This window comes from Bradyrhizobium sp. CCGUVB1N3 (genome assembly GCF_024199925.1).
In the GTDB taxonomy this organism is placed as follows: domain Bacteria; phylum Pseudomonadota; class Alphaproteobacteria; order Rhizobiales; family Xanthobacteraceae; genus Bradyrhizobium.
In genome coordinates, this window is record NZ_JANADR010000001.1 from 7929579 (window position 1) to 7956493 (window position 26915).

Genomic DNA, 26915 nt, shown 5'->3' on the forward strand with positions numbered 1-26915 from the left:
ATGTGGCTGGCGGTGTTACTCGGGGCCTAGTCGAGGGATAAGCTTGGCTGTCCTAGAATCTGACGAGGTTCGCGAAGCGGTCGCAAACCTTAATGGGTCGGATAATGCCCCGTGTGCGCGCGAGAGAACGGTGCGACGGCAGACGGATCAAATTCCACGACCGGCCCTTAGTGCCTATTTTGACAATGAGTTCGGCAGCCAGTTCGTGTCATCGGCAAAAAAAGATTTGAGGGACCATTGCCTAGCTTCATCGTCCGTCAATTGATGGGAGTAAGGCTCCCGTCCTCTGAGATTGGCGCCGATTCCGGTGGATTGGTATTCGGCATAGTAGGCTGTCATCAGTCTGTTGGTCTTGTCGCGATCCCACTCGATCCAGCCTTCCGCTATCACCGGAGCATTCATCTTGGTGGATAAGAAGATCACCGTAGCATAAGAGCGCCAAGGGCGGCCAAGAGCGATGCCACGTGCGGCGGGATCGGCGGTCAGAGTGCAATGGTCAAAAACATAGGCGCTGTCCTCCTCCGGCGAGTCTTTGCTTTGTGCGGTGTACACCACTGCCTGATTGGCTATGCCGTGCAGCTCACAACGCTGAAAATAGGCCTTGGCGTTTCCGAATATATAGTCGACATGTCCCTCGATATAGCAGTCCGAAAAATATTGCCGTGCTCTTCGGCCATTCGGCCCTTTGTTGGCGAACAGCGTGTCCTGTGCACCGAGTAGGCGGGTGTGGGTAATAACGTCCTTGTCTCCAGTAATAGCCAGCGCCACCGCCTGCGACGGCGGATTGACCGGATCTAGGGAATAGTCGTTTTGTACCGTTAGATTGTCGAGCCGGAAGTCATCGCCAGATGCGTCCATTGTGGCGGAATGAACGGTTCCACCCACTTTGATCGCGCCGTCGCCATAGACGACAACCGTGTCTTCCGGCTTCTTCCCGGTGCCTCTGATATGAACGCCAGATTTGCCGACCTTTACCTTCTCGCGATAGATGCCCGGCGCAATCAGAATGTCGCCACCGCGAGCTGGCAATGCGTCTATGGCCTCCTGGATGGAGCGATATGCCTTGTCGCCGGATGGCGAGACAAGAATGTGCTCAGCACAGGTTTTCGGGAGCTGAAAGCAGCTGGTCAGAATGGCAGTGGAAATCAGGAAATATCGCACAACGGTCCCCATTCTTTGTCGGGCCAGTTGCTCACTTGCGGCTGCAATGCTCGCCCAAACCAGCTGCGTCCAACATGTGCCCATAGAGGCAGCTCCTACCCGTCCCACACCTGGATGCATGGGGCAACTTCAATCGTGAATGACGATCGCGCCGCTTCTGCGTCGGCGTGAGGACGAATATGGAAAATTGTCCGAGCTCGACACTTGGTTTCGTCGTATCTCGCCCCGCTTTGCTTGGAGAGGCCCATGTCCGAAACACGACATTAGGGTGAGAACGTTGCGTCGGCGCGATGCAAATCGTTGCATCCTCTCTTCAATCGTGGCTTGCAGACCCCTGGCACGCAGATTGCTCGGTAGTCAAAGGGCGCCGTCACGGCGATATTGCAGTCGCTGGCGAGGGAGTTCAGATGAGGCCAGGCCAGCTGGTGCGGACCAATGCCCTTGCCAAACTCTGGCTTCCCAAGCCGGCAGTCCGGCCGTGCATGTTGCGATGAAGGTTGTGCCAGCAAATGCTGGAGCAGGAACGTGGATCGCATGGTGCCCGTGGTCGGCGATCGATGGCGCGACCATGCCGGTCGCATCCGAGAAACACGAACCGCGATGACTGCTCCGCCAGAGGAAAACAGATGAAGCTTGGAGTGTTCTATGAGCACCAACTACCGCAGCCCTGGGAAAATGGCGGCGAAAAAAAATTGTTCGACAACGCGCTGGAGCAGATCGAGCTCGCCGATCGGCTCGGATTCGATTACATGTGGCAGGTCGAGCATCACTTCCTGGAGGAATACTCCCACTCGTCCGCACCCGAAGTCTTTCTGGGTGCCGTTTCGCAGCGTACGAAGAATATCCGTATTGGCCACGGCATTTGTCTTTCGCCGCCGCACTACAATCATCCAGTGCGGGTAGCTGAGCGCCTCGCGACGCTCGATCTTATCTCTGGAGGACGCGTCGAGTGGGGGACTGGAGAATCCGCCTCGCTCATCGAGATGCATGGGTTTGGAATAGAGCCCGAGCAGAAGAGTGCGATGTGGCGAGAAGGCGTCGAACAGACCGCCAATATGATGACGATGCGGCCGTATCCGGGATACGAGGGGCGATTCTTCAAAATGCCTCCCCGCAACATCGTGCCAAAGCCGATACAGAAGCCGCACCCACCGCTCTGGATGGCTTGTTCGCGGCGCGACAGCATTTTGCGCGCCGCCCGTTATGGTGTAGGCGCGCTGGTCTTTGGGTTTGTCGAAGCGTCTCAAGCAAAACTCTGGCGGGACGAATACTATGAGACCATCAAGTCCGACGAATGTGTTCCCATCGGTCATTCGGTGAACGCTAATATTGCAACGCTCAACGGTATGATGGTTCATGAGAGTGTCGAGGAAGCGATGCGTCGCGGAATCGATGGTTTCAAGTTTTTCGGATATTCGATCGCACACTATGCGATATATGGTGAACATCGTCCTGGGCGCACGAATTTGTGGCGGCGCTTCCAAGCGGTCAAAGACGACATGAAGGAGACGCCGGGCTCGGGCAGCATCGGTCGGCCTCAGAGCGTTCGTGACCATCTCATGAGCTACGCGGATGTCGGTATCGACCAGATGATCTTCATCCAGCAATGTGGACTGAATAAGCACGAGCATATCTGCGAGGCACTCGAGCTGTTTGCCAAAGAGGTTATGCCCGCACTAAAGGAACGGGAAGACGGGCGCGTCCGACGTAAAGAAGAGGAACTGGCACCCTACGTAGAGGCGGCGCTGGCCCGCAAGCCGTTGATGCCGAAGCTGCGCGAAACGGACATCCCGAACATCGAGGCTATGGGCATCGTACTCGAGCGTCGCACCGGTAAGAACTACGCTTCGGCGGGCGGCCCCTTCGCGGATCCGACCCGCGGAGGGGCCATTCCGATGGTTTCACGGGAAACCTATGCCAAGGCAGCCAAGATCGACTGATGGCGAAGCTCACCGCGGAACTTGCCTGATTTCATGTTCGGCGCCGCTCGCATTGGCGACGGCGGATCACCACATCTGCAAGCATCTGAGCCTCCAATGAAGATATCGCACGCGTTCAAATTCGAGGCGGCTCACCGTCTCCCGAACGTGCCGGCCGCACATAGGTGCAGCCGCATGCACGGCCATTCCTATCGAATTGAAGTGCAACTCGATGGACCGGTGGATCCGATCACAGGATTCGTCGTCGATTTCTTCGACCTCGAGGAGGCCTTCGTCGAAGTGATGAATGCACTCGATCATCGATGTCTGAATGAGATCGAAGGATTGGGGAATCCCACGGCGGAAAACATTGCCATTTGGATCTGGCAAAGACTGAATCGCAAATTTCAAGGAATGTCGTGCGTTCGAGTCTATGAAACACCCGATGCTTGGGCCGAATATGACGGACGATGACAAGGGAAGCAGCCTATTTGGTCGGCCGCTGGGTTGATTAGAGCGGCTGCGATTTGGCCATGGCGCGAGCGAATAGTCAAGGAACCGGTTCGCAAAGCGCAGCGTGTGGTAGATTGTCCGCGGGCTGAGGCCCCGCTGCTTGACGAGATAGGTCTCGAAGCTGCTCAGTAATTTGGCCCGCTCCGCCTGAGCAGGTGTCAGCGGCGGGATAGCGGCCACGCCAATTTCGACCAGGTGCGCGACGAAGCGCCGAACAAGATTGTAAACCTTGATGGTGCATTTTGGGGCGGTTGGTACGCGCTGCGCCAACTCAGCAGCAAGGTTTGGTGTCAGTGAGGATGGCGCAATACCCTCAGCGTCGAGCAGGCGTCCAAAGCGACGCAGCAGGCAGCGGTAATTCGCGAGAGTATCGGGCTTATAGTTATTGGAGGAAAGACTTTCCTCGAATGATGCCAAGTACGGGTCGAAGCAGGTGGCTTGATCGGATATGTGCATTCTTGTGCTCCATGGTTTTGGAGCGACAACTTCACGTTAAATCCGTATCTGTTTTCCGACTTTTTGCTCTCCCTCCAAAGCCCATCGGCAAGAAACGACCCCATCTCAGAAGTTCACAGTGGAAAGCTGAGTTGCCAAAAGCAGCCATCACCCTCCATCAAGTGGGAATAAGGCTGGACACTATTTCCACGAAACGTTCGATCTCCTTTTCCGTGTTGAAGTAGTGCACGGAGGCGCGAACCAGCGAGGAGAGCCCCCGCCCGCCAAGATCAAGCCGGGCATAGGGCACGCCGGACACCGAGACGTTGATCTGCTGGGCTCTCAGGCGCTCGGCAATGTTCTGCGGTTCGAGACCTTGCTTCTGGAAGGTGACGATGCCGCACTTCGTCCGCCCGAGGTCATGAACGGAAACACCCGTCTCACCGCAAAGAGCATCCCGAAGCGTGGCGGCCAAGGACGACACGCGCTGTTCGATCACCGCGATGCCGATGCTCCGCGCATATCGGACAGCAGTCATGAGACCGACGCGGCCGCCGACATAGCTTTCCCAGTTCTCGAAACGCTTTGCGCCCGCCGCCAGCTCGTACTGATCATTGGTCGTCCAGTTGGCCGACAGAAGGTCGATAAATGGCGGGTCGAGTTTTTCGACAATGGCGTTACTGACATAGAGAAAGCCGGTGCCGCGCGGCCCCCGCAGAAATTTGCGGCCGGTGCCGGAAAGGATGTCGCAACCAATGGCCTTCACATCCACCTCAAGCTGGCCGACTGACTGGCATGCATCAAGCAGGTAAAGGATGTTGTGCTTCTTGGCGACTTGGCCAACTGCGGCTGCCGGGTTCACCAGCCCACCCTGTGTTGGGACATGCGTGATGGCGATAAGCTTTGTGGCGGGCCTGATCAGAGTTTCGAGCGCAGCGACATCGAGTTGTCCGCTCTCGTCGGAAGGCGCTATGTCAATCTCGATCCCACGTCTTTTGGCCTGATGCAGAAATGCCAGGAAGTTCGACGCATATTCTGAACCGTGTGTAATGACCCGGTCGCCCGATTGGAGGGGGAGAGCATAGAACGCCATATCCCACGCACGAGTGGCGTTTTCGACAAAGGCGATTTCATCCGGCCTGGCATTCAAAAGGGCCGCGAATTCGCTGTAAAATGCCTGCAAATCGTCTGCTAGGCGCCGCTCGGCTTCGTAGCCGCCCACGCCGTTTTCTAGATCCAACACGCCCTTGACCGCCTCGTAGACCTGACGAGGCATTAATGAAGCCCCCGCATTGTTAAAATGCAGCACTTGCTCGCAAGCGGGGGTATCCGCCCTCACCTTGTCGATATCGATCATGTGGCAAACTCCCTCGAAGATGACGGCACATTTAGTAGCCTACGTTTGGCTCATCAAGCCGGGAAGCTCCCGGTTGGAACAGTGCAAAGCAATTGAGCGTAATGGCTGCTTTTGCCAACAAAACTCAAAAACACGACCGTCAGCTTCCCACCCCATTTCTGCCGGGTTAGAGGCGACCGAACTCGCTGTGCGTAATAAATCCGATTATGCCGAGCTGACGAACGGCCAGAACCAGCTCTGACAGCCGCCAACGTTGGTCATCGGCATAATTCGGGTTACGGCATTATGTCCGTTATGCCGATATCGGCATAACACGCATTGGACCAAGCAGGAAAAGCGCCTCAATCGCGATTTCGGACGCAAGCGCTTTGGTGATGAAGGATACGCAATGGAAGAGTTGGTAGCGGAGCTCTGTGCGGCATTCCTCTCGGCCGATCTCAACTTCACGCCGGAGGTGAGGGAGGATCATGCGTCCTACATTTCGTCGTGGATCAAAGTCTTGAAGAGTGACAAGCGCGCGATCTTTACCGCGTCGTCGCACGCCCAGCGCGCCGCGGACTTCCTGCACGCGTTGCAGAACGAAGAATCCGCCGCAGCCTAGCGCGGGGAGAGGCCGCCGCTTGCAGAAGCGACGCCCCTGCTCGCCGCAGGCTGAAGAAACGTCTGCTTCCCGCTGAACGTCGGATGCTGATCCCGATCGAAGACGCCATTTCGTTGGCCGATGTGTGAAGAAATCATCCGAAACTACGTGTAATCGCCGATCGCTGGACGCATGAACGGACCGTTCAAATCGAAGCGCTCAGCTTATTCTCGGACAAGATAGCATTTGAAGCATCACCGCTTCGCGGCGAAGCCAAGGTCATTGCAGTTTTGCAGCGTGGCAGACCGGAATGGAGCCCGGCCCCGGGTAGGTTGCGGTTTCGTTGGCGGCCATGTTGGGGAGACTAGCTCGGAAGCTCGACTGATGGCGATGAGATCAATTCACGTGGCGAGTCTGAAGGGCCGTGCGCGCTTTCGGCGAGTCGCTGCGCGAATTCGAGCACGTTTTTGCGGCCGGCTTCATCCCCTATGCCCAGGAATGCTCGTATCAGCCGAAGGCCCTGTACCTCAAGCAAGCCGGATGAGTTCTTGTCGTTCATTAAGCGTTTGTGGAGATGGGAACTGGCAGTGAGCCCCGCATCCAGCGCGGCTATCTGCAGCCCGAGGACGCGCGGCAGCAGCAGGGTGAGGGCGAGGACAACACCTAGGTCAAAGCTTCAGCCAAGCGTGCCACCGGCATTAAAGCACTACGCAAGGCGAGGCCCGGCACTGGAGGCAAATCTGGCCGGGCCTCTATGCCGCCAATCACGTGCAGGGGCTGACTGACGATAACGAATGATTGCACGGCAGGCTGACGACGACCTTACGAAATCCTGACGGAATTAAGACGCTAGCGCGTTCAACCTGGAAACACCGGCACGACTTGGGCACGGACCGTCCGGGGCGGAGTGCTGATCATTGTTGTTCGACCTTTCCCATTTGGGAGAGCCATCATCGCTGATGCGAGTCGAATGAAACAATTGGGAGTGATGCACCGTGAGGACTGTGGGAGACGTTGACGGGTGATGGTTGGAGCGTGGCAAGTAGTTTGTTCGACGACGCTAAAGAATATTGCAAACTTGATGACGCTGGATCGAGCGGACGCCATTCCTCAGAGCACACAATCGTGACTGGTCAATCCGCGAAATGCTTCGTTGACTGTGAGATGCACGGAAATACGCTGATGCTGATCAGCGTTGATGGCCGAGACCTATTCCCAATTGCAATGCCTTCTGCCGAAGCGCACCAACAGATCTTTTCATTTGCTTCGAGATCCTCGCAACCGGAGTCTTCGCCTTCGAATGTTGCTTTAGCAGCTTTAAATCAGCAGCAGTGTAGGACTTGCGAGCCAAAATCTTTTTTGCTTTCGCCACACCATTCTCCTCTATCGGGCGGCTTACATAGCAGGTCCGATCTAACAGTCAAATCGTCTTTAAAATAATCAACCAAACCGCGATACTTGCATTCCGTCGCGCGGTCAATCGCAGCACGCCGGGAAGGGCTTCGCTGGCATCTGGGCTGAGTTCAAGGGCAACTGCGCCATCAAGTCCAGGCCGCTTCCGATGACCGATGACGAGTGCGATGTTTGGATGCGGACGCCGTGAGACGAGGCGAAGGTTGCCACGGCCTCCGCCGGTCGAGGTGCATTGAAGACATTCCAGTCATGCAATGAGACCCGCCGAGCTTGCCTGATCAACGGAGGCGCTTCGGCAACTTTGGAAGTTTGTCGGAATTGAACGGTGCTACCTGCTCGAACCGTTCAGGTGGCCGCTTATGCTAGGGCCGCTTCTCGTCGTTTAATCGCCGCACTGCCCGGAACATCGTAGTCGATCCAGACGCACGAGCCGAGTACCTCGTCGAGGAAGTTGAGCGCTGTGTCGTTATGCACGACGAGCGTCCCCGAGTCCTTCGAAGACCGCGCGCATATCGCTGGCGGGGAAGTCGGGGCGGAGTTTTCCGTTTTTCAGCGCGATCGCCTGTGCGCGCGAGAAACAGGACAGGATCTGGAACATCTTTCTCCTGATAAACCACACCGCGCGATCCGGTCGCATCCCGAACGCGTTGCAATTCGAACCCCTTCGTTGACTGATGCGTACGCCGGTCGGCACGTGCTTCTTTCGCCAAGGAAGTTGGCAAAACCCGCACGGTGGAATCGGCGTCACCTATTCTGATCCGGCGCTCAACCGGTCAAATTCACCGTACAGAGATAGTAAGTCGCCGCGAGGGGGCTGATCTACGCCCGAATTTTCATATCATCAATCTTGCCTTGAGAGATTTTTGCCACCGTAGTACTCCTCCGCCGCCTTCCGGCAGACACCTGCGTAGAACTCATCCGCATCCTCAATCGTGTAACCTGCGCCTGCGAAGCAACCGCGCGCTATTTCGTGGAGCGTGTGCCGAATTGAGCTCGTGTCGTCGTACACAGCGTTCAGGCAGGCTGCGATCACTATCACTTCTTCCTTTGAGAGGCGCGGCTGACCACTCATCAAGCGCGCGTGGTTGATGCAGGCGACCGCGTTGGCGCACGTGAATGAGTCACCCAATCCAGAGCAGTCCTCGAACCCATTGCCCTGCTCGTTCAACTTGAAGTGCGCGATGGGCAGGTATTTCATGCCCGCGATCTCCGGATGGTTCACATCCTCGACTACTGCGGGATCGTGACCCGAACGCATTTCCTGAAGGCGAGTGTCGAATTGCTGCAGCCGCTCCCCAACCAGGCTTTTATTGCGCTTCAGCGGGTTCTTGTTCGGATCTTCGAACATCAGGGTCGCATCGAGCCTCTCGGTTTCTGCTCGTGACAGGAAACCGTGTTCGGCCAGTGTCCGCATTACGACGTTCTCGGAATGTCCCCAATGCGCGTCCGCTGAATAGACCTGTCTAACGTTTAGGATGGCCTGGCCAGCAGCAAACTGGACCTCCTCGCTAAGGCCGCGGTCGTTGGCGAGCAGCGCCTCGAGCGTTTCGGTGCATCGCTTAGACGTTAGTCCCTTCTCGCCCTGCAAGGCTTCTCGCCAGTGTTGCGCGCCTTTGTTAATAAACGGGTGAGTTATCGACCTCGACGTGTAGCCGTAAGCGCCGGTCTCCTCGTTGAGCACGCCCGTCAGCGCGTATTTTTTCTTTTGATCGTACAGCGGGCTCTTCGTCAGGTCTGGATCCTTCGGTATCTGCGGCGGTTTATACTTGGCCACGCACTCGTCGTTGATGAGATGCCCCTTTATGCAGGCTAGGTTTAGAACGAGCGACTGGTGCGCCTGCGTTGTGTCCACCAGGCGGGCGACGTGCACGCGAGTCGCCGCCCGGTAGTCGATCATGGTTACGAACTGGTTGTTGCCACAGGTGCGGATTGGGTTGAGGGGACGCCCATTCAGACGCTGAGCTTCGGCGTCGGCGGCGTGATACCCTGTGTAATACTCCCTCGCGTTCGCCTGGGCTGTCCTGAGCCGTTCGTTGCTGGTGAAGCCCATTTTCCCGTCATGCAGGGAGGTGGTGGACAGGAAGAAGTCGTTGGCGACCTTGTCGTAGGCGTAGCCTGCACCCGCGAGGGCCAAACCGAACTTTACCACGCGGGCAAGAAGGCCTGGTCCGTCTCCTATTCCGCCTTCCGTCGCTCGTTCCCCTCCATACTCTCCCTCGCTGCCCTCGGGCAGTGCAGTGTTCCGCAGAGGTGGGGCTGTCGTACTCCTGGAACGAAGCGCAGCCAGTGAATGATGGGCTTCGTCGATGGCCATTCTCATACCCGCGATCTCAGCCGACCCGTCAAGGATCCTCTCCCCAAGCGCTAAAAAACCGGTAAGTTGGTTATTGCCCATTCGCATCTCGCCACTCCTGGATAATGGTTCAACAACTCACAAGCAAACACCGGGCGGCGGCGTCAGCCCACTCGAGGTACTGATTACGCTTTAAAAGAACTCGCATGCAGCAGACGGCAGTCTGCTCCGTTTGGTCCTTGTTCGGCTTCTGATAGCCGCAAAACGCTGGTCGTGTTCAAAACAGAAACGCCTTAACTGACATCTGCCTCACGGTATCAACGCCCAAACGTCTGAAACCTGACGGGTTCGTTACCCCCCTCAAAGGAGCAGCGCGGGCGTAAACGGACGTCCGCGGCGAGAGGACGCTGTTCCTGTCCGCCCGCTGACAGGAAAATTAGCGGTCACATGACTTTGCACCGAGCTCGAATGAGGAAGCACTGAGTCACATGCCCCTAACTTCCAGAGTCGACGATCGCTGAGCACGATGCCGACTAGCCACGGGAAAGAGCATCCCCCGGGCATTACCGAGTCCTGCACTCTTTGTGCCAAGGTAAGATCCGCAGTTCGCATCATGTTTGCGTCGGATTTGTCAGCTTTTCGACTTGCCCATGTCTTAGTATTACAGTTGTTTTTTCGGTAGGCTTCTGAATCTATGGGCAACCATGATTCGGAGATCGTGGACGCGGGCAGCGTCGATAGAGGAAACGCTTGCGTTGTGGGCGGCGTCGCTTCGGGAGATCAAGAAGCGGAATCGTCCGTTGTTCACGCAAGAGCGTGTTGCCACGAATGCCGGCCTGTTCCTGGAAGGCTTGCTTGGAGATGAACAACGCAAGACTGGTTGGATGCGCGCGGAAGCGGCTGGCGAGCCCGGCCCATGGCGCCAGCAGGCGATCTTGGGTCGCGGGGATTGGGACGCCGATGCCCTGCGCGACTTCGTGCGTGACTATGTCATCGAGCATTTGGCGGATGACGATGCGGTTAGGGACATCGTTCGAGTGCAAGGCGACAGCATGGCGCACCGCCGGTCTTCTCGAATCCGAAACTCGACGCTTCCACTTGTGCCGGAGGCGTATTCGATCGTGCGGCCTGCCGATAAAGGTCGAGTGGCCTGCGGTCCATCGATTTTCATGGGCCTATACGCGACAGTCATTGCAGGTTAAGCCCTGCATCCAGTCAACGCCCTGCGGTGCAAACGAAGGATCCGCATTGAGGGCTCGCTGTCGAGCAACTGAGACGGGCGTTCAGTACGCTAATCCAGAGTTTGATTCGTCATCACGGTGCACGGCCGCGCCAAACCCGCGGTTTTATTGAACAGAACGACATCCGATTGACGCCGGATTCCGCCATGGCATGCTTGTCCTGAGGGCAGAGAAAGCCTGCCTTCGGGATGTGAGAACCTCTCGGTTAGCGTAATGGTGTCACGTCACGAGCCGCCTTTCGACCCTATGGGCCGGGAGGCGGCGGAGTCTATGCCTAGCAAGGTGAGCAGGTTTCGGCGGTTGCGAGGTTCATATATCAACTCAACGCGCTGCAGGAGCCCGCTCCATCGCAGGATTTTCTATCCGACCGATGTCGGCTCGGGGTTAAAGACGAAATCTCCGTGCCGTTGGCGCATTTCCGTTTTACCCCATAAGCAGGCATCGGCTGTTTATGAGTGCACTCCCCAGATGCTCTGCAACGAGTTGCCGCAATGAAATTCTAAAACAGATGCGTGGCGTTCATGCGCGTCGTTGCAATAAGTTGATCAATCCTCCTGGACTGCGCCTCCAGTCGCTTTCGAGTTGCCCCGCTTTCGATCCGGCCAATGAGAAGCCGAATGCATGCGTTTGCGCGCTCAAGGAAGACAATGACGTCACGCAGATCGTTCGCCGTACGAATTCCTTCACTGTGGATCTTCGAAAGCAAGGATGCTGCAAGGCTCATGACTTCGGAAGCTTCCGAATGCGACCGGTCTTGTTCGGACCTGCCTGGGTCGAGTTGAGGAAAGTTCAGGATCGTAGCCATCTAGTCAATAAATCTGAATAGGTGATCCCGCGGTCATGGTTACCTTGCCGAAGGAATCAAAACAAGAGTGGATGAAAAATGACAACAGCCGCAGAGCGAGCGCAAGCAAAAACGTCGGGCTGGCACATGCGCAATGAACTCTCGCTATGAGCGTGCCGGCACTAAACGCGCTTGGCTCTGACGGACGGCTCGACCGTAAGGCGGTAGGCGATTAGCCGGGTGCCATCGAAAATCTCTAGCGTGCTATTGCAGACCGGACAGCAGTACTCGCCTTTCTCTCCGGGCTCAGACCATAGTTCGAGACGACGGAAACCAGCGCCGCACTCTGAACAAGTCACGTCGCTTTTTCTCATGACCGCGTCTCGCGCTCCAGCTTGTCACGAATCTTTAACACGCGCTTCGTTGCGAGACGAACTTGTTCTGAATCTGGCAGGTGCCCGGTCCATGGTAGCTCATGCCCTTGGGGCGCCTCGTCCGCATGCCCAGGCTCAATCTGGTGGCCACGACAGCGGTAATCCTGCATGACAGACCACAAAAACGCACGATATCGGCGCAGATGCGCGTCTAAGTTTGTCGCGAGAAAATGGGGGGCTGTCGCGGCACTTCCGCTCCGGCGCGGAAATCCCCAATACGCGGCGGCTATGTGCAAAGAGGCTCATCTCATATCAAGTTGCGATTGTACGAAACGTACAGACCCTTGAAGGGAGATAAATTCATGCGCTCTATGAAGCGCGGGTTGCCCGGTGCGTTGTGCTATACTTTCGATGCTGTCGTTCTTGAGTGCTCATAGCGTTCAGGCGCGGTGCGTGGGTCATTTTTATCTCGGCCCCTCCCATTTGGGACATGCGCATCGCGGCTGATGCGCTTTGAATGAAGTCATTGGAAGTGATGCATTTGGACAGTTGATATTTGAGTAGCGGAGATTGCGGTGTCGGATCATTTGCGAATCGCAGCCATCCCCCGTCGCCGGTATCTCGTTCTTGTGATGCTCTGGGCTGCACTCCTGCTCCCGTTTATCAGCCAAGCCAAAGCCCAATGTACGGCGCGAGACGTCCTGCAGAACCGACTGAAACTTCTGACTGCCGAGCAAGGTCGCACGCCTAAAGCTCCGATTGCATCCGCGGCCGATATCCAGACCTGGAGAACAATTGAAGTCGGTACCCTCGCGGGCTCGTTCGCTCTTGTTGGGGCATTGGATGCAGCAGGTTGCAAGATCGGCGGCCAGGCTGAGGAAATTCTCGTCCGTCCCGCCGCTACCGTTAGCGCGACCAAAACGGACGTCGAGCTGGTGGCGGTATCTGCGACAGAACTCGGCTTTGAAGGCGACACCGCGAAGCTGGCGGCAATTTATGCGCGGGCGCAGCAACTGGGCTTCCAGCTTGCAACGGCAGAAATCGGCGCGCAATTGCGGCTGCAGTATTTCGAGCAGCCCATCGGGGAATTTCGCATCATCGGAATAGAACCGGTCAGGACCTGGGGCGGCGAGCCGGTCATTCTGAACGTTGCGAATGGCGGGGCCGGGCTCATCCTCATTGGGCAAGATGGCAGAGCTGACGCCGACATACCCGCGATGTCCCGTATTGTTTTCGTGAGATCTATTAAGGCGGCGCCAACGCAAGGGATCGGCGAGGCCGCGGCAGTCGCGCATCGTTGATGCTGGCGGCGACACGAACGACCATTGCATCTGACGTATTTCAAGAAAGGTGTGCTCAATGTCCAATCGGTTAACGATCGAAGCGCCGAACTACGAAGTAGGCGGCTTGTCGATCACGACGGGCCGACTGGCGGCTATCGCACCGGCTAACGCTGAGGGCGGCTAAGATGTTCAGGAAGCTTCTTATGCCTGCGCTACTCCTCGCGGTAGGGTTCGGACAAGGTCCCGCGCATGGCCGCGATGAAGGCCAGTATGTGAACTCGCCCATGAAGGCGTGGTTTGAGAGCCTGCGCAGCAGGAAGGGCGAACAATGCTGCGCCGACGCCGACGGCAGATTTATTGCCGACGTCGATTGGGAGAGCAAGGACGGACATTACCGCGTGCGGATCGAAGGGGAGTGGATCGACGTTCCCGAGGATCGCGTGATCACCACGCCCAACCTGGTCGGTCGCACAATGGTCTGGCCCATGTATATGGACGGTCATCCGATCGTCCGCTGCTTCATGCCGGGAAGCATGACCTGAGGGAGAGATTGTGCTGACACGTCGAGGTTCTGCAGGTGTCGCATCACGCGCAATTGTGGAGTTACGGAGGAGCATATTGTGAAGCAACAAGAGGGAGGATATCCATTGCTAACAAATCCCCGATCTCGAAGAGTCAAGAACGCGCGCCAGACGCGTATTCTGGCGACGTGTGCTTGTTCTGTTGTGGCTCTGATCGGCGCAAGCGGAGCCACGATGGGCACAAGCGGGATCATGCTTCCTGAGACGATTGGACGTTACGAATGCAACGTGTTTGGTCTGCCTGACCAGGACCAAATAGGCGACCGGAACGGACATGCCCTGATCAGCCAGCAATACACGTGCCTAGGAACCTACGGCATGTTGAAGGGCGCGGTGTATAGCGCGATGGTCATCGGCGAAGCGGACGGCCCTCAAACATCCTACTTTTTCGGTGGGGGGATCCACCGAACCAGTGGCGGACTAGCGGTGACGCAACTCGTCGAATCGAAGGGCGCCGTCATGATGAAAGACGGTATACCTTCCGGCATCGCGACATCCGGACGAGTGCTCGTCAAATTCGCCTCCGGCAGCCTGACTGCACTATCGGGAAAGACGCTCAATTTCAGCAGCAAATCGACCGGCCCAAACAGGTTTCACCTGGAGTTCACGGAGTGAGTGCAGTGGCGCATCGATCCACGAGCATCATGGGAAAGCGACGATGATCGCTCTGATGAATCTACCCTGCAAGCTCCCATGCAAGATCCGTCCAAGCCGCCACGTTGACCTCAGCCGTATCCTCAGAGGCTGAGCGCGTTTCGAGCATTTTCGTGCTGATTCCTGATTGCGTCGTCCACTGGAACTCTCGCTGTTGTGTGAGACGCCTTTTGTAGATACTCAATCGTTTCTCCAATGAGAGACATCGAGAGGCAATTGGTGTCCTTTACAAAAGTGTGCCGGCCAATCCCGGTGGGCACCACTAAGTTGAGCGCGCCATCTCTGTGTTTCTTTGTGGCGTCAAACGCGCCCTCGACCAGTGATCCGTCCAGTTTTGCATGATAGATCGGCAGCCCCGCGTTAGTGAGCAGGTGAACAATGCGCAGCGCCTCCCGCTCTGTTATCAACGACAATCGCGACGCCAGAATTGCGCTGAACGCAATGTCAATTGCGACGGCGAAACCGTGATGCAGTTGGTAACCTGTCGCTGCTTCCAATGGATGGCTTAAGGTGTGACCAAAGTCGACCGCACGCTCCAATGTTACCGTCTCGAAAGGGTTCTCGCTGAGCTGAGTAAGCATTCCCGAAATCGACCGCCTCAGAACCCTCTTTGCGACGGCCTCTGGCTCTTGAAATCGCGTTCGCGTCAGATCGGTGACGGTCGCCTCAACATCCTCGAACAACGCACCATCACAAACGCACGCGAGCTTCACGATCTCGGCGATGCCCTGGAGGATGCCATCTTCGCTGAGGGTTTTAAGGAATGTCGGAATGACAGCGACCGCTTTCGGCGGATAAAAGCAACCGATGTAGCTCTTGAGGACCCCAAAGTTGACACCGCCCTTGAGTCCGATGCCCGCGTCTACCTGCCCGATTAGGGTGGTCGGAATGCGCACATGGGATATACCCCGACGCAGAAGAGACGCGGCGAGACCAACGATGTCGGAGCACACGCCACCGCCGATCGAAACAAGAACACCGCGGCGATCGATATCCGCTTCTTGGGCCTGACGACAGACAGCCATGACAGCATCAATAGATTTTGTTGTTTCTGTGCATGCCAGCACGAACACACGCGGCTCGACGTCTAGCACTGACCAACAAGCGCTGAGCTGTTGCGAATAAAGGCGATAAACGGTTGGCGTCATAACGACGAGGATACGATTGTCGTTCAGATGAGTCTTGATCCATCGCGTGAAAGAGGCTGAAGTGATATCCTCAAACAGGTCGACTCCAAAGCGGCAAGAGCGGCTCGCTTCAAGCGATAGTTCAAGCTCCGGCGCAGCGACGTCGGGATGTTCAATCGGCGAAACGGCCAGCGAAGGTTTCATGTCGATCTCCTGGTAGTCCTCTAACTTGACGATTCTTTCGGTCAGTCGCCCGTGAAATGAGCATTGTCACCAAGGGTCCTCCGATGGTGGTGCGCTCCGACAGCTGCGAGCGAAGGTGCCTTGGATGCTCCTTGAGGTGGATGTGCCGCGTGATCCGGTAAGTGCCGTCGTTCAGACAATCGGCTGTGGATCTGACAAGTTCCCGCGTGCAACCGGCACGCTTCAGTGACTGCAAGGATTGAGTTCGCGCGGATTCCTTGCATGGCTTCATGGCTTCGAATACCGCCGCGAATAGGTTGACACGATGTGAGTGTTTTCCAACCTTGATGAAAGGCTTGGCACCAGCGCCAAGCACACTTCCTGGCGCTTGTTTGTCGACACGCAGAATGGAGAGGCAGAATGGAGAGAAGGTGTCAGCCATCACTGTCGGACCTATTGTGGGACAGCAGCCGGACGCAACCCGACGGCCCCACAGCTTGCATGGTACAACGACAGGAGATCGCAGATGTTGGAGATCATTGATGCCGATCTCCAAGTCGCTTAAAATAGATTCCGTCCAATCAAGCTGCTCCTCAACGACACGCAGGCGCAACCGAACCATTTGGGTCGGCGGCTTGGCCTACGCTCTGCGACAGAACGACCAAGCGCTACGTCGTGCATAAATCCTGCTTCAGTTGATCAGGTCTCGAGAGCTTCAGCACCTGCAAGATTTGGTAGGCGGAGCCCCAAAGTGGCAAGCAAACCCGATCGCGATTGCCGCGCGCCATGGAAAGTTGTCCCCTCGGCGTCATGAGGAATTGCCCCCTCCTTGGATACCCGAGGGGGCACCGACCGCTGGCACGCCGGCGAGTTGCTCGCCGACGCGCTCAACAGCAGGGTCCCGCAGATCTTCGACACCATCAAGGAGGAGAGGAGCGAGCGGCGCGTGCTCAATGTCGCCGACACCGAGGCCGCGAAAGCAAAGCTGCAAAAGATCAAGGACGCCTTCCAGCGCTGGATCTGGTCCGATCCGGATCGCACCGATCGCCTGGCCAGGGTCTATAACGATCGCTTCAACAACATCGCGCCAAGAGCCTTCGACGGCTCCCACCTGAAGCTTCCGGGTGCCTCTGGCGCCTTTGTTCCTTATGGGCACCAGAAGCGCGGTATCTGGCGCGTTGTCTCGGCCGGATCGACGAATCTCGCCCATGCGGTCGGAGCCGGCAAGACCATGAAGATGAAACAAACCCGAACTCGATAACCGTAACACGATTCCGAGGGGTGCGGTCACTTCAAAACCGAGCCGCCGTCACGGCGACGATTGTGCCCTCGGCTTGACATCCCGTAGTATGACATATTCAACACTAAGATAAAGCGATGCGGTTTGAGAAGGTCGTCATGCCTGACCCTGATCTTTTCCCTAAGGCATTTGATCGCTGCAATTTGTTCGAACTGCCTCTCGAGCGAGAGTGCGCCCACTGCGGGGAAGGGGATGTATTTTCCCGTCGCATTGCTGTACCGGGCAATTTTGCAGGCTCGTGCAATTTTGTTGATTACGCAGAAGTTCCTCCCGGCTCGTCCATTGGACGGCATCGGCATAAGCCGAATGAGGAGGAGTTCTATCTCGTTCTTGATGGGCATGGTGAAATGTGGAGAGACGGCGATGTCTTTCCTGTCCGCGCTGGCGATCTGATCCGCAACAGCCCAGGCGGAGCGCACGGTCTGAGGAACGTTGGTTCAAAAATCATCCGTCTGTTTGTGTTCGAGCTGGCAGTAGCGCCATGATCTCGCAAGAAGATCGAACGGCGCTTGTGGCCAACGCGCAGGGAGCGGATTTATGCCTTTTGGCGCTCGCGCGGACATAAAGGCTGAAGTACGCCATGACAGGCTTTGCTTCTAGAGCGTGCTGTTTTTATACGGAAACATACCCTGAGTTTTTAAGATAGTTGGCGCACTCCTCCCTGGAGAAGAGGTCGAGGAGTTCGCCGACCTTGCGCCAAGTCGCTTCGACATCACGTGTCTGCGCGGCTCGCATCAGGTGTTTGAGCTTGGCGAAGACCTGCTCGATCGGGTTGAGGTCGGGGCTGTAGGGCGGCAGGAAGAGCAGATGCGCTCCTGCGGCGCGGATGGCGTTGCGCGCCGCCTTGCCCTTGTGACTGCCAAGATTGTCGAGGATGACGAGTTCACCCTTTGCGAGGGTCGGCGCCAGTACCTGTTCGATATAAAGGGTGAAGAGCTCGCCATTGATGGGGCCGTCGATGACCCATGGCGCGCTGATCCGGTCGTGGCGCAGCGCTGCGATGAAGGTCATGGTCTTCCAATGGCCGAAAGGCGCAGACGCCTGGAGACGTTTGCCCGCTCGGCCCCCAGCCTCGCAGCGGCGCCATGTTGGTTTTGATCCAGGTCTCATCGATAAAGACCAGGCGCGAAGCGTCGATCCTGCCCTGATGGGTCTTCCAGCGCGCCCGCTTACGCGCGATATCGGGACGGTCTTGTTCGGCCGGCAGGATCGTTTTTTTTGAAGCTCAGCCCTTCGGCGTGAACGAACGTCCACACCGCCCGCACGTCTGTCTTGATCCCGCGCGCCGCCAGTTCCTGCGTCAGCTTCCGCAAAGTGAATGGGCCGGAGCGAATGCGTTTGCGCAGCCAGTCGGCATTGGTGCCGGACAAAACCGGCTTCTTGTGACCGCCGATCTTGCCGGGAGAAATGCCTCCGGTCTCCCGCCGCAGATTTTTCCACTTCGTCACACAGGAAGGACTGATCTGAAGCGCTTCTGCGATCGAACGAACGGTCTCGCCCGCGTCAGCCCGCGCCAGAGCGCGTTCGCGAATGTCTTCCGAATAGGGTCGCGTCATCCATGCTGGCTCCGTTCCCCAGCTTGGAGGTTGAATCAGAAATCCTCGCCGCAGGGAATCCCGATTCCGGTAAAAAACAACGTGCTCTAGGTGAAATGGGCATCAACAATACTTTGACGAATCGTCAAGCGATAAGAACGTCCGCGAAATTGTTTTTGAGATACGCCCTCGGAGCGCGGCGAAAGGAGCCGCGCCGCATCAGTTCAGGCTTCGTCCGTCGCTGCGCAGGATTGACGGTAGCCATGCTCGCTCATTCACTGGGCGCCCCAGGTGGCTGCCATAGGCCTGCTTTGCGCGATCAGGCTCGCGTCCCGCATCGACGCGTAGGACGATCTTTGCGACCTCCCGCCAGTCAGCACCATGCTCGCGGGTCACTGCCGGATCATCGTTGACCGTCGCCGTGAGACCAGTGACAAGTTTTGCCTCTTCGTCCGAATAAGAGCCGAGGCGCGGATAACTCGACTTGGTCAGAGGAGAAGAAAAAGTTTCTGGAACGCTCAGTCGCATGTTGGCATTTGGCATCCTTGAATCCCTAATCGTTTGGCTGTAGGCGCCCTAGCGCTGCGTCATTAAGCGGATCTGAGGGGTCAATATCGAAAGCCCGAAGGCATTCGGGTTGGTACCGTTGTGTTTGGTTGGCATGCCCACTCTGGTTGCCGCTGACCCGCCGATTGACAAATCGTCCGATCCAGCCTTGGCGCGGCCCGGACCCATGACAAGACCAGAGATGACGCCCAGCGCCAGCTGCGCTGGCTCCATTCATCAACAGGCCCACATTCACACAGACCGTAGAATTGTCGACCTACCAAAGCTGGGCGGCGGCGATCAGGGTGAGCATGCTCCGTCTCGTCTTTTTCGTCATCATCCGCTCCATCTGTGATGGGCCGGGGCCCCATTGATCATTTCCCAGTTACTATTGAGCATAGTACCCCCAAATAAAAACGCCCAGCAAAATGCCGAGTGCTTCTATTATCGGTTGTTCAGCAGAGCGTGATGCTCAATCGTTTCTCGCCAAATGCCCTACCGCAGACGGCGCTGACAGATCCCGAAATCAGGCTTCTTGATCACTTGGTGAAAGACAGGGGTGGCGATCGCTCTCGACGAAGCCCGCTCTCGCACTATGTCGTCAAGATCGCGCGGCTTGGAGGGTACTTAGCGCGTGCCAGCGATCGGCCTCCAGGAAACACCGTGATCTGGCGCGGGTTATCGCGGCTAACCGACATCGAGCTGGGCGCGCCACGATCGGCCCCAAAATTGTGGGTAATCGAAAGCAAAGAGACCCCATCTAGCGGAGTGAGTGAGCGATCGGCTATCGGCTGCTGTGTTTGTGAGCCGATGTGAGCTTCTATGTCTGCGCCTAGTTCTGGAACTAAAACCCTCCATATGATCGATGAAAGCCGCGCCAGCAGCGTCCCTCGAAGTAGCCAAGCCCGACTTCCTGCTTGAGATCCTGATAGTCGCGTTCGATGCGCCAGCGCAATTTAGCCGTCTCTACGAGAGTCCGGAATGCCACATCCTCCGGCAATGTCGAGAGCCAGTATTTGGTAGGCTGGTCCTCGCCTTTCGGCCATTCAATCAGCAACCATTCCTCCGGCCGCTGGGTGGTTTGCCAATAATCACGGTGCGCGGCGCGGACCCGGACGCGGGCAAAGCGCGAGCTCAGCTTTTCGTTCGTTCCTTGCCGCCACGTGATGGTGCGCCAAGCTTTGGCTGGCAGGCCGATCGCGAGCGCTTTAATGGCGGCCGGCCGATGCCGACGGTTGCGGCGCATCAGTTTCGGGAGAAGGTCGCGGCCCGACCTCGGCGGCACCTCTCCGTCGGCATCCAGGTCCCCCTTCGCAAAGCCGAAAGATGGGACCGTATCGGAGCCAGAAGAGGACTCGTCAGCCCGGGCGACATCATCCCGGAATGGCGGGCGACATCGAGCGGAATCAGCAGCGACGGGATCAAACTGCTCGAACAGGACAATCGAAGCCGTTTTCAGCTCAGATTGGTTACTGGCTGAAGCCTCCTGCTCACATTGCTTGCGAGCGAAGTCGCAATCGACGGCGGCGAGCTCGCAATTAGCCGTATTGCGACAAGCCATTGGGGGCAGCTGGTTCGACAGCATACGTGTCAGGCTGCGGACCGGGGTGGGTGTGTCAGCAGCTCCCTCTATATATCGCCACTACAACAAGTTTCCTCGGCCCGCGCAGGTCATTGATTTTGTCCAGATGAAATCGCTTATCCGGCCGAAAACACGAGTTTGGCGTCGAACTCGGGCGCCGCTTCTCGAAGCGCAGCCTCCATGCCTTGAACTGTTTCTCGTACGACATCCTCAATCTGAGTTTGCCGAGCCCCTAAGAACACGGCCGGGGTGCGGCTAGCTGGTCCAATCGGCGGTGACGGCGGTAGTCCGTGCCGCAAAAGCACCCAGTCCATTGCCAAGCGAGCGGTTCGTCCGTTGCCATCCTCAAAGGGATGCAGACTGGCCAGCCGCTGATGGACCTGAGCCGCGAACTCCACCACGGCCATGGGATCACTGGATGTCAAGTCGCGCTCGTTGCCTGCGGCCCAATCGGCGAAAGCGGCCATTTCTTTGGAAAGTGTTTGAGGTGGCGGATATCTTTTGGCAGTTCAAGTATTCCCGTCTGCAGCCTGCACAACCACCTCTCGCAGAACGCCGAGGCGCGTAGCCTCGTCCGCATTTCCCAGCAATATACGATTTAGTTCAAAAATGCCTTCTTTCGTGAATGGGGAATTCTTCTTCGCCCACTCCTGCACTTTGGCTGCAGCATGCTGCCATGAAGAGGCGATTTCATGATTCTCCGCCAATGTTGCGGAAGCGGAACACCGAAGCTTGTCTATGCGGAAGCCCGCATCGGCGGATAACTCGCTTCCGACTTGACTCCACCTGCGTTTTATTTCCTCACATGTTCTAGACAAAGACAAGCGCTCCGGATGCGCTAACGCCGGAGACCGGAATACCCGGGACATGAGTGCCAGCTGTGTCCCTGTAACGTAGACAGCCAAATTTCCAAGGTTCATATCGGGAAGATTGCTCAATTCACTATTTGATGCCAAATCCAGCGTCGAAAGATTTTGAAGATTTCCCAGTGTGCTGGGTAGCAGTCGCAGCTTGCAGCCTGCCAAGCTAAGTTTCTCAAGCGCTTCGCAGTCGCCTATTTCATCTGGCAATCCACGCAATGAGTTGAATGATAGTGAAAGCGTGGTTAGGTTCTTTAACGTCCCAATACTACGAGGCAGCTCGACAATTGAGCAATTGTCCGCAATGAGCTCCGTCAAACGCGTGCACTGGGAAATTTCATTGGGCAACTGGGTGAGCGCGGCGTTCTCCGAAATATCCAAGCGGCGCAGACGACGAATCCGATTGAGCCCAGGGGGCAGCTGCGACAAATTCAGGCCACTTAAATCTACGTCCGTCCCACCTTTGTCAAAACAGCGCAGGATGTGATCCATGGCCGCTTGCCTTTGCTCGCGTGATTGCGACGCACTTGCTTCATCTGAACCGCCACGGGTTTGCCGGAGGCTCCAACTCCTGAGAGGATGGAGCCATGACAAGCAAGACGACGAACAAGTTTTCACCCGAGGTCCGGGCTCGTGCGGTTCGGATGGTTCTGGATCATGCGAGCGAGCACCCGTCGCGGTGGGCGGCCGTGACCTCGATTGCGGCCAAGATCGGCTGCACACCGCAGACGCTGCACGACTGGGTCAAGAGGGACGAAGTCGATAGCGGACACCGGGCCGGCGTTCCGACCGACATGGCCGAGAAGCTGAAGGCGCTGGAGCGGGAGAACCGTGAGCTTCGGCAGGCGAATGAGATCCTGCGCAAGGCGAGCGCGTATTTTGCGATGGCGGAGCTCGACCGCCGGTCCAAGCCATGATCGCCTTCATCGACGATCATCGTGGGGCGCATGGGGTCGAGCCGATCTGCAAGGTCTTGCCGATCGCCCCTTCGACCTACCACGCCCATGTGGCCAGGCGGCGCGATCCTGCCAGGCTGTCGGCGCGCGCCAGGCAGGACGCTACCCTGAAGATCGAGGTTCGGCGGGTGTTCGATGAGAACTTCCGGGTCTATGGCGTGCGCAAGGTCTGGCGGCAGCTCGAGCGGGAAGGCTTCGATGTTGCCCGCTGCACGGTGGCGCGACTGATGCGGGACATGGGTTTGCAAGGAGTCATCCGCGGCAAACCCGTCAAGACCACGATCAGCGACAAGGCCGCGCCATGCCCGCTGGATCACGTCAACCGCCAGTTCAGGGCGCCAAGGCCGAACGTTCTTTGGCTCTCCGACTTCACCTATGTCGCGACCTGGACCGGCTTCGTCTACGTCGCCTTCGTCATCGATGCCTACGCCCGCAGGATCGTGGGGTGGCGGGTCTCGCGCACGGCGCATGCGGGCTTCGTGCTCGATGCGCTGGAACAGGCCCTGCACGATCGCCGGCCGGTCCATCGCGGCGGGCTCGTGCACCACAGCGACAGGGGCAGCCAATACGTCTCGATCAAATACACCGAGCGTCTGGCTGAAGCTGGTATCGAACCTTCTGTCGGCAGCGTCGGGGACTCCTATGACAACGCTCTCGCCGAAACCATCAACGGCCTCTACAAGGCCGAGGTGATCCATCGGCGCGGGCCATGGCGCAGCTTCGAGTCCGTCGAGTTCGCGACGCTGGAATGGGTGGACTGGTTCAACAACCGAAGGCTCCTCGAGCCCATCGGCAACATCCCGCCGGCCGAAGCCGAGCAACGCTACTACGCCATGCTGGAACAACCCGCCATGGCGGCATAACTTAAACCAAATTGCCTCCGGCAAACCCGGGGCGGTTCAATCTGACGTCGATGGAGCACAACACAGTTTGCTGAGAAAGAATGATGATTTGTTTTTCGTGGGTGCTCGATTGCACCACGCTTGAAGTTCCGAGCGCAATGCGCCGGACGATTCCGCCTGATCCGTCTGCCGGCCAGAACTGGCTCGCGACATACTTGAGTGTACGTCGTCCTGAGCGCCCCCTGGATGTTGCATCGCTTGATCATCACCTAGCTCCATGCCTGCAATCGTTTCTGCAAAGCGAAGGGCATCTTCTGAGTCTCTCGATTCATCCGCCTCGCTAGGGTCCGGACTCAATTGAGCCAATAGGTGACTGCGGCGGCGATGAAGGCTGCACTGAGGTAATTCCTGGCGAGTTTGTCGTATCGGGTGGCGATGCGACGCCAGTCTTTGAGTCTGCACCACATACGTTCGACGCGGTTTCGCTGCTTGTAAGCGCGTTTGTCGTAAGGAATAGGGCTGCGCCTTGATGTGGTCGAGGGGATGACCGGTTCAGCTTTGCGGCCCTTGATCAGGTGGCGCAGGTGATCGGCGTCGTATCCGCGGTCGGCGATCAGGCGGCGGAAGGGACCGATAGCGCGGACCAGATCGGCGGCAACGGTGATGTCGTTGACATTGCCGGCGGTGAGCAAAAGCACCCGAGGCCGTCCTTTGGCGTCGGTCAGGCCGTGGAGCTTCGTCGTGCGCCCGCCGCGCGAGCGGCCGATACCTTGCGCGAAGTCCCCCCTTTTGCGCCAGCGGCGGAGCGGTGGGCTTTGACGTGGGTGCTGTCGATGGCGACGGTGCCGAAGATGCCGCTATGACCGGTCAGAGCCTTGAAGATGTCGTGCCAAATCCCCTGACGGCTCCAGCGATTATAGCGATTGTAGATCGTCGTGTAGGGACCATACCCCGCCGGGCAATCGCGCCAGCGACCGCCCGAACGCAGCATGTAGACGATCCCGCTGATCACCCGGCGATCGTCGACGCGACGCGCTCCACGCCGACCACGGGGCAACAACGGCTCGATCCGCCGCCATTCCGCATCGTTCAAAAGGTAGAGAGAGCTGGCTCCGCAAATTCGGACAGTAGCTTGAGTGGATTTTCTGCCTGAGAGCGGCGAGGCTTCTTGCCGCGAATCAGGAGCGAAGATGACGAAGAGGAGTCGCCGGACGCATTCTCCGGCATTCAAGGCAAAGGTGGCTTTGGCGGCCGTGAAGGGGGAGAAGACGTTGGCCGAGCTGGCGCAATTGTTTGATGTCCATCCGAACCAGATCACGACCTGGAAGACCCAACTCCTGGAAGGCGCCGCCGGAGTGTTTGGGCAGGACAACGGACCGGCCGAGGCGCCGGTCGATTTGAAGGCGTTACATGCCAAGATCGGCGAGCTTGCGTTGGAGAACGATTTTTTGTCCGGCGCGCTCACCAAGGCGGGCCTGCTGAGCGCAAAGCGATGATCGACCGCGACCATGATCTGTCTGTCGTGCGCCAGGCGAAGGTCCTGAACCTTGCCCGCAGTACGGTTTACTATGAACCTCGGCCGGTTTCGGCCGAGGACCTTGTCTTGATGCGCCGGCTCGATGAGCTGCACCTCGATTATCCCTTCGCAGGGGCGCGCATGCTGCGATCGCTGTTGCAGCGTGAGGGCATGCAGATTGGCCGCCGCCACGTCGCGACGCTGATGAAGCGCATGGGGATCGAGGCGATCTATCGCCGTCCGAACACGAGCAAGCCCGCACCGGGCCACAAGATCTACCCGTACCTATTGCGCGGATTGAAGATCGAGCGGCCGAACCAGGTCTGGGCAATGGACATCAGCTACATTCCGATGCGACGTGGATTCGTCTACCTCGCGGCGGTCGTCGATGTGTTCAGCCGACGGGTGTTGGTCCATCGCGTATCGATCACGATGGAGACGATATTCTGCGTCGAAGCGCTCCAGGAGGCGTTGGCGAAGCACGGCAGGCCCGAGATCTTCAACACGGATCAGGGTAGCCAGTTCACCAGCCTCGACTTCACCGGCGTGCTGCTGGACGCGAACATCGCCATCAGCATGGACGGCAAGGGTGCCTGGCGCGACAACGTGTTCGTCGAGCGGCTGTGGCGCACTGTCAAATACGAGGAAGTCTATCTGCGTGCTTACGACAGCGTGCTCGAGGCGCGAGCATCGATTTCCAAATATCTGGCGTTCTACAACCGAGGACGTCCTCACTCGAGCCTTGACGAACGCACGCCCGACGAGGCTTACTTCGGCGCGCAAACGATGGTGACGGCCGCATGATCGTCGCCAACGATTTTGCTGCGGCTCTGGTCGGGCTTACGCCCTCCCGACGCCACAGCAAAATCGTAAAGCCCCGCCTTCAGCATAACCCGGCAGGAATCCACTTAATTTTCGCGGGGCGCTGTCCAAACAACCGGGGCCAGCTCTGAGCGCCTTCGCCATCCCGGCCTCCAAATCATCTTCGGAGACCTTGAATCACAAACCGGGCTCAGCCGGAATCCTTATTGAGTACAGACCCTAGCGCTTATGGACTGCTCGGTTGAGGCAACGATTCGATCGTACATCAGATTCCTTCCCTATCGGCAGATTGCACGTTGTCGAGCGAGTGCCGCTCAATCCTGATATACAGATTAGCTGACCTTAACCTGACGCACAGGCGCCAAGCATGTGTCCGGCTATCACGCGACGGCTTGGTTATCGCAATGATTCAAGCGCGCGCTTCACCAACTCTGAGTGGTGATCAGCGAGGGGTACGACTGCTGGGGACGACACCATTTGACTATTGCTCAGCCGGCAGATCAGTCAAAGGGAGGCTGGACGGCCGACGGAAATCCCGGCGACGCGATCTTGCGGTACACAAGGATGGCATAACGCTGACCGTCATGGGGGCGGTGGTCTGCGGTCGGCCGATCAGGCAGGAGTCGATACAAAAGGAGCTGACCAGCCACTTTCAAAAGCTGCTCGCCTATGACCATTGCATGGTCTTTTTCACCCGACCTACGCCTACATCAAAGATGTGGAGGAAGTGATCGAATATTTGAAGGAGATGGCGGAAAAGGCGGCTCCTCCTGCATTCAAGTATAAGAATCGCGAGGACATCAAGCGGTCGGACTCGCGGCCGTCAGACTTTGTCGCCGAATACGAGCGTCCTCATGCGCCAGTCAAGGTCGTATTCCTTGTTCTAGACATGCGGCAGGAAGCGCGGCGCAAGGCTGCGAAGCTGTCGGCTGCAACCAAGTCTGGTTGAGAAACTGGGTATTCCTCCGTTGAGGCTTTCAATTACCCATAAACTGATCCGCGGATCGGCGAAATCATGAATCGAAAGAATCACTTGTGATTCCTTGCTGAGCACCTGA

The 26915-nt window shown here is 57.5% G+C and carries 19 protein-coding genes, 6 pseudogenes and 1 other annotated feature; of the genes and pseudogenes, 12 read left to right on the forward strand and 13 right to left on the reverse strand.

The features are described 5' to 3' along the window. Positions 1–174: 174 nt before the first annotated feature. Positions 175–1173, reverse strand: a complete 999-nt coding sequence (locus NLM33_RS37535) for a pectinesterase family protein (RefSeq protein ID WP_254103461.1) — start codon at positions 1171–1173, stop codon at positions 175–177. Positions 1174–1787: 614 nt separating this feature from the next. Between NLM33_RS37535 and NLM33_RS37540 the strand changes: the two genes are divergently transcribed. Both NLM33_RS37540 and queD read left to right on the forward strand, forming a co-directional pair. After that, positions 1788–3101, forward strand: a complete 1314-nt coding sequence (locus NLM33_RS37540) for an LLM class flavin-dependent oxidoreductase (RefSeq protein WP_254103462.1) — start codon at positions 1788–1790, stop codon at positions 3099–3101. 96 nt (positions 3102–3197) lie between these two features. Then, a complete protein-coding gene (gene queD / locus NLM33_RS37545) occupies positions 3198–3554 on the forward strand; it encodes a 6-carboxytetrahydropterin synthase QueD (protein ID WP_254106091.1) in 357 nt (118 codons plus the stop codon). Positions 3555–4206: 652 nt separating this feature from the next. On the opposite strand, the gene NLM33_RS37550 is transcribed toward queD, so the two are convergent. Then, positions 4207–5385 carry an aminotransferase class V-fold PLP-dependent enzyme gene (locus NLM33_RS37550; RefSeq protein ID WP_254103463.1) on the reverse strand — a complete coding sequence of 393 codons (1179 nt, stop codon included), beginning with the start codon at positions 5383–5385 and terminating at the stop codon, positions 4207–4209. Between the two features lie 313 nt (positions 5386–5698). Between NLM33_RS37550 and NLM33_RS37555 the strand changes: the two are divergent. After that, positions 5699–5986, forward strand: a pseudogene (locus NLM33_RS37555) (zincin-like metallopeptidase domain-containing protein); the annotation flags it as partial. Positions 5987–7154: 1168 nt separating this feature from the next. Here the strand turns inward: NLM33_RS37555 and NLM33_RS37560 are convergent. From NLM33_RS37560 to xopAG, 3 genes are all read right to left on the reverse strand, one after another. Continuing rightward, positions 7155–7337, reverse strand: a complete 183-nt coding sequence (locus NLM33_RS37560) for a hypothetical protein (protein ID WP_254103464.1) — start codon at positions 7335–7337, stop codon at positions 7155–7157. 507 nt (positions 7338–7844) lie between these two features. Continuing rightward, complete coding sequence (locus NLM33_RS49395; RefSeq protein WP_256570582.1) at positions 7845–7976, reverse strand: hypothetical protein; 132 nt, start codon at positions 7974–7976, stop codon at positions 7845–7847. A gap of 243 nt (positions 7977–8219) precedes the next feature. Beyond that, the gene (gene xopAG / locus NLM33_RS37565) at positions 8220–9773 is read right to left on the reverse strand and encodes a XopAG/AvrGf1 family type III secretion system effector (RefSeq protein ID WP_254103465.1); all 1554 of its coding nucleotides are present in this window, start codon (positions 9771–9773) and stop codon (positions 8220–8222) included. Between the two features lie 602 nt (positions 9774–10375). Between xopAG and NLM33_RS37570 the strand changes: the two are divergent. Then, a pseudogene (locus tag NLM33_RS37570) lies at positions 10376–10693 on the forward strand (IS701 family transposase); the annotation flags it as partial. A 718-nt stretch (positions 10694–11411) separates the two neighbouring features. Here the strand turns inward: NLM33_RS37570 and NLM33_RS37575 are convergent. Continuing rightward, entirely contained in the window at positions 11412–11717 is a 306-nt protein-coding gene (locus NLM33_RS37575) for a hypothetical protein (RefSeq protein ID WP_254103466.1), read from the reverse strand. A 928-nt stretch (positions 11718–12645) separates the two neighbouring features. Here NLM33_RS37575 and NLM33_RS37580 point away from each other — a divergent pair. The 3 genes from NLM33_RS37580 to NLM33_RS37590 all read left to right on the forward strand — a co-directional run bounded on the left by NLM33_RS37580 (position 12646) and on the right by NLM33_RS37590 (position 14549). After that, on the forward strand, positions 12646–13371 hold the full coding sequence (locus tag NLM33_RS37580) for a hypothetical protein (RefSeq protein ID WP_371930038.1): 726 nt from the start codon (positions 12646–12648) through the stop codon (positions 13369–13371). A gap of 185 nt (positions 13372–13556) precedes the next feature. Next, positions 13557–13895 (forward strand): hypothetical protein, encoded by a 339-nt coding sequence (locus tag NLM33_RS37585; protein WP_254103467.1) that lies wholly within the window; start codon positions 13557–13559, stop codon positions 13893–13895. Between the two features lie 231 nt (positions 13896–14126). Beyond that, a complete protein-coding gene (locus NLM33_RS37590) occupies positions 14127–14549 on the forward strand; it encodes a hypothetical protein (protein WP_254103468.1) in 423 nt (140 codons plus the stop codon). A gap of 122 nt (positions 14550–14671) precedes the next feature. Here NLM33_RS37590 and NLM33_RS37595 read toward each other — a convergent pair whose 3' ends face one another. Next, positions 14672–15919, reverse strand: a complete 1248-nt coding sequence (locus NLM33_RS37595; protein WP_254103469.1) for a sedoheptulose 7-phosphate cyclase — start codon at positions 15917–15919, stop codon at positions 14672–14674. Positions 15920–16742: 823 nt separating this feature from the next. Between NLM33_RS37595 and NLM33_RS37600 the strand changes: the two are divergent. Both NLM33_RS37600 and NLM33_RS37605 read left to right on the forward strand, forming a co-directional pair. Then, positions 16743–17138 (forward strand): annotated as a pseudogene (locus NLM33_RS37600) (DNA methylase); the annotation flags it as partial. Between the two features lie 137 nt (positions 17139–17275). Next, on the forward strand, positions 17276–17683 hold the full coding sequence (locus tag NLM33_RS37605; RefSeq protein WP_254103470.1) for a cupin domain-containing protein: 408 nt from the start codon (positions 17276–17278) through the stop codon (positions 17681–17683). A gap of 127 nt (positions 17684–17810) precedes the next feature. Here the strand turns inward: NLM33_RS37605 and NLM33_RS37610 are convergent. The 5 genes and pseudogenes from NLM33_RS37610 to NLM33_RS37630 all read right to left on the reverse strand — a co-directional run bounded on the left by NLM33_RS37610 (position 17811) and on the right by NLM33_RS37630 (position 22213). Beyond that, positions 17811–18754: pseudogene (locus tag NLM33_RS37610) on the reverse strand (IS630 family transposase). Positions 18755–18952: 198 nt separating this feature from the next. After that, on the reverse strand, positions 18953–19276 hold the full coding sequence (locus tag NLM33_RS37615) for a hypothetical protein (RefSeq protein WP_254103471.1): 324 nt from the start codon (positions 19274–19276) through the stop codon (positions 18953–18955). A gap of 868 nt (positions 19277–20144) precedes the next feature. Then, positions 20145–20558 (reverse strand): annotated as a pseudogene (locus NLM33_RS37620) (IS701 family transposase); the annotation flags it as partial. Positions 20559–20977: 419 nt separating this feature from the next. After that, positions 20978–21349 (reverse strand): annotated as a pseudogene (locus NLM33_RS37625) (Fic family protein); the annotation flags it as partial. Positions 21350–21370: 21 nt separating this feature from the next. Next, a complete protein-coding gene (locus tag NLM33_RS37630; protein WP_254103473.1) occupies positions 21371–22213 on the reverse strand; it encodes a leucine-rich repeat domain-containing protein in 843 nt (280 codons plus the stop codon). 95 nt (positions 22214–22308) lie between these two features. On the opposite strand from NLM33_RS37630, the gene NLM33_RS37635 reads away from it, so the two are divergent. Next, positions 22309–23540, forward strand: a protein-coding gene (locus tag NLM33_RS37635) for an IS3 family transposase (protein WP_254094988.1) whose coding sequence is annotated in 2 segments (ribosomal slippage) — positions 22309–22600 and positions 22600–23540 — 1233 coding nt in all. Because the reading frame shifts where the segments join, the coding sequence is not laid out codon by codon here. Further along, positions 22593–22709: a sequence feature (AL1L pseudoknot), on the forward strand. Its footprint overlaps the gene before it by 117 nt. Positions 23541–23872: 332 nt before the next feature. Here NLM33_RS37635 and NLM33_RS37640 read toward each other — a convergent pair. Next, positions 23873–24639, reverse strand: a protein-coding gene (locus NLM33_RS37640) for an IS5 family transposase (protein WP_254106093.1) whose coding sequence is annotated in 2 segments (ribosomal slippage) — positions 23873–24297 and positions 24297–24639 — 768 coding nt in all. Because the reading frame shifts where the segments join, the coding sequence is not laid out codon by codon here. Positions 24640–24709: 70 nt separating this feature from the next. On the opposite strand from NLM33_RS37640, the gene NLM33_RS37645 reads away from it, so the two are divergent. Beyond that, a protein-coding gene (locus NLM33_RS37645; protein WP_254095161.1) for an IS3 family transposase occupies positions 24710–25839 on the forward strand; the annotation gives its coding sequence in 2 pieces (ribosomal slippage) (positions 24710–24962 and positions 24962–25839; 1131 coding nt in all). A gap of 745 nt (positions 25840–26584) precedes the next feature. Further along, positions 26585–26806 (forward strand): hypothetical protein, encoded by a 222-nt coding sequence (locus NLM33_RS37650; RefSeq protein ID WP_254103474.1) that lies wholly within the window; start codon positions 26585–26587, stop codon positions 26804–26806. The last annotated feature ends 109 nt before the right edge of the window (positions 26807–26915 follow it).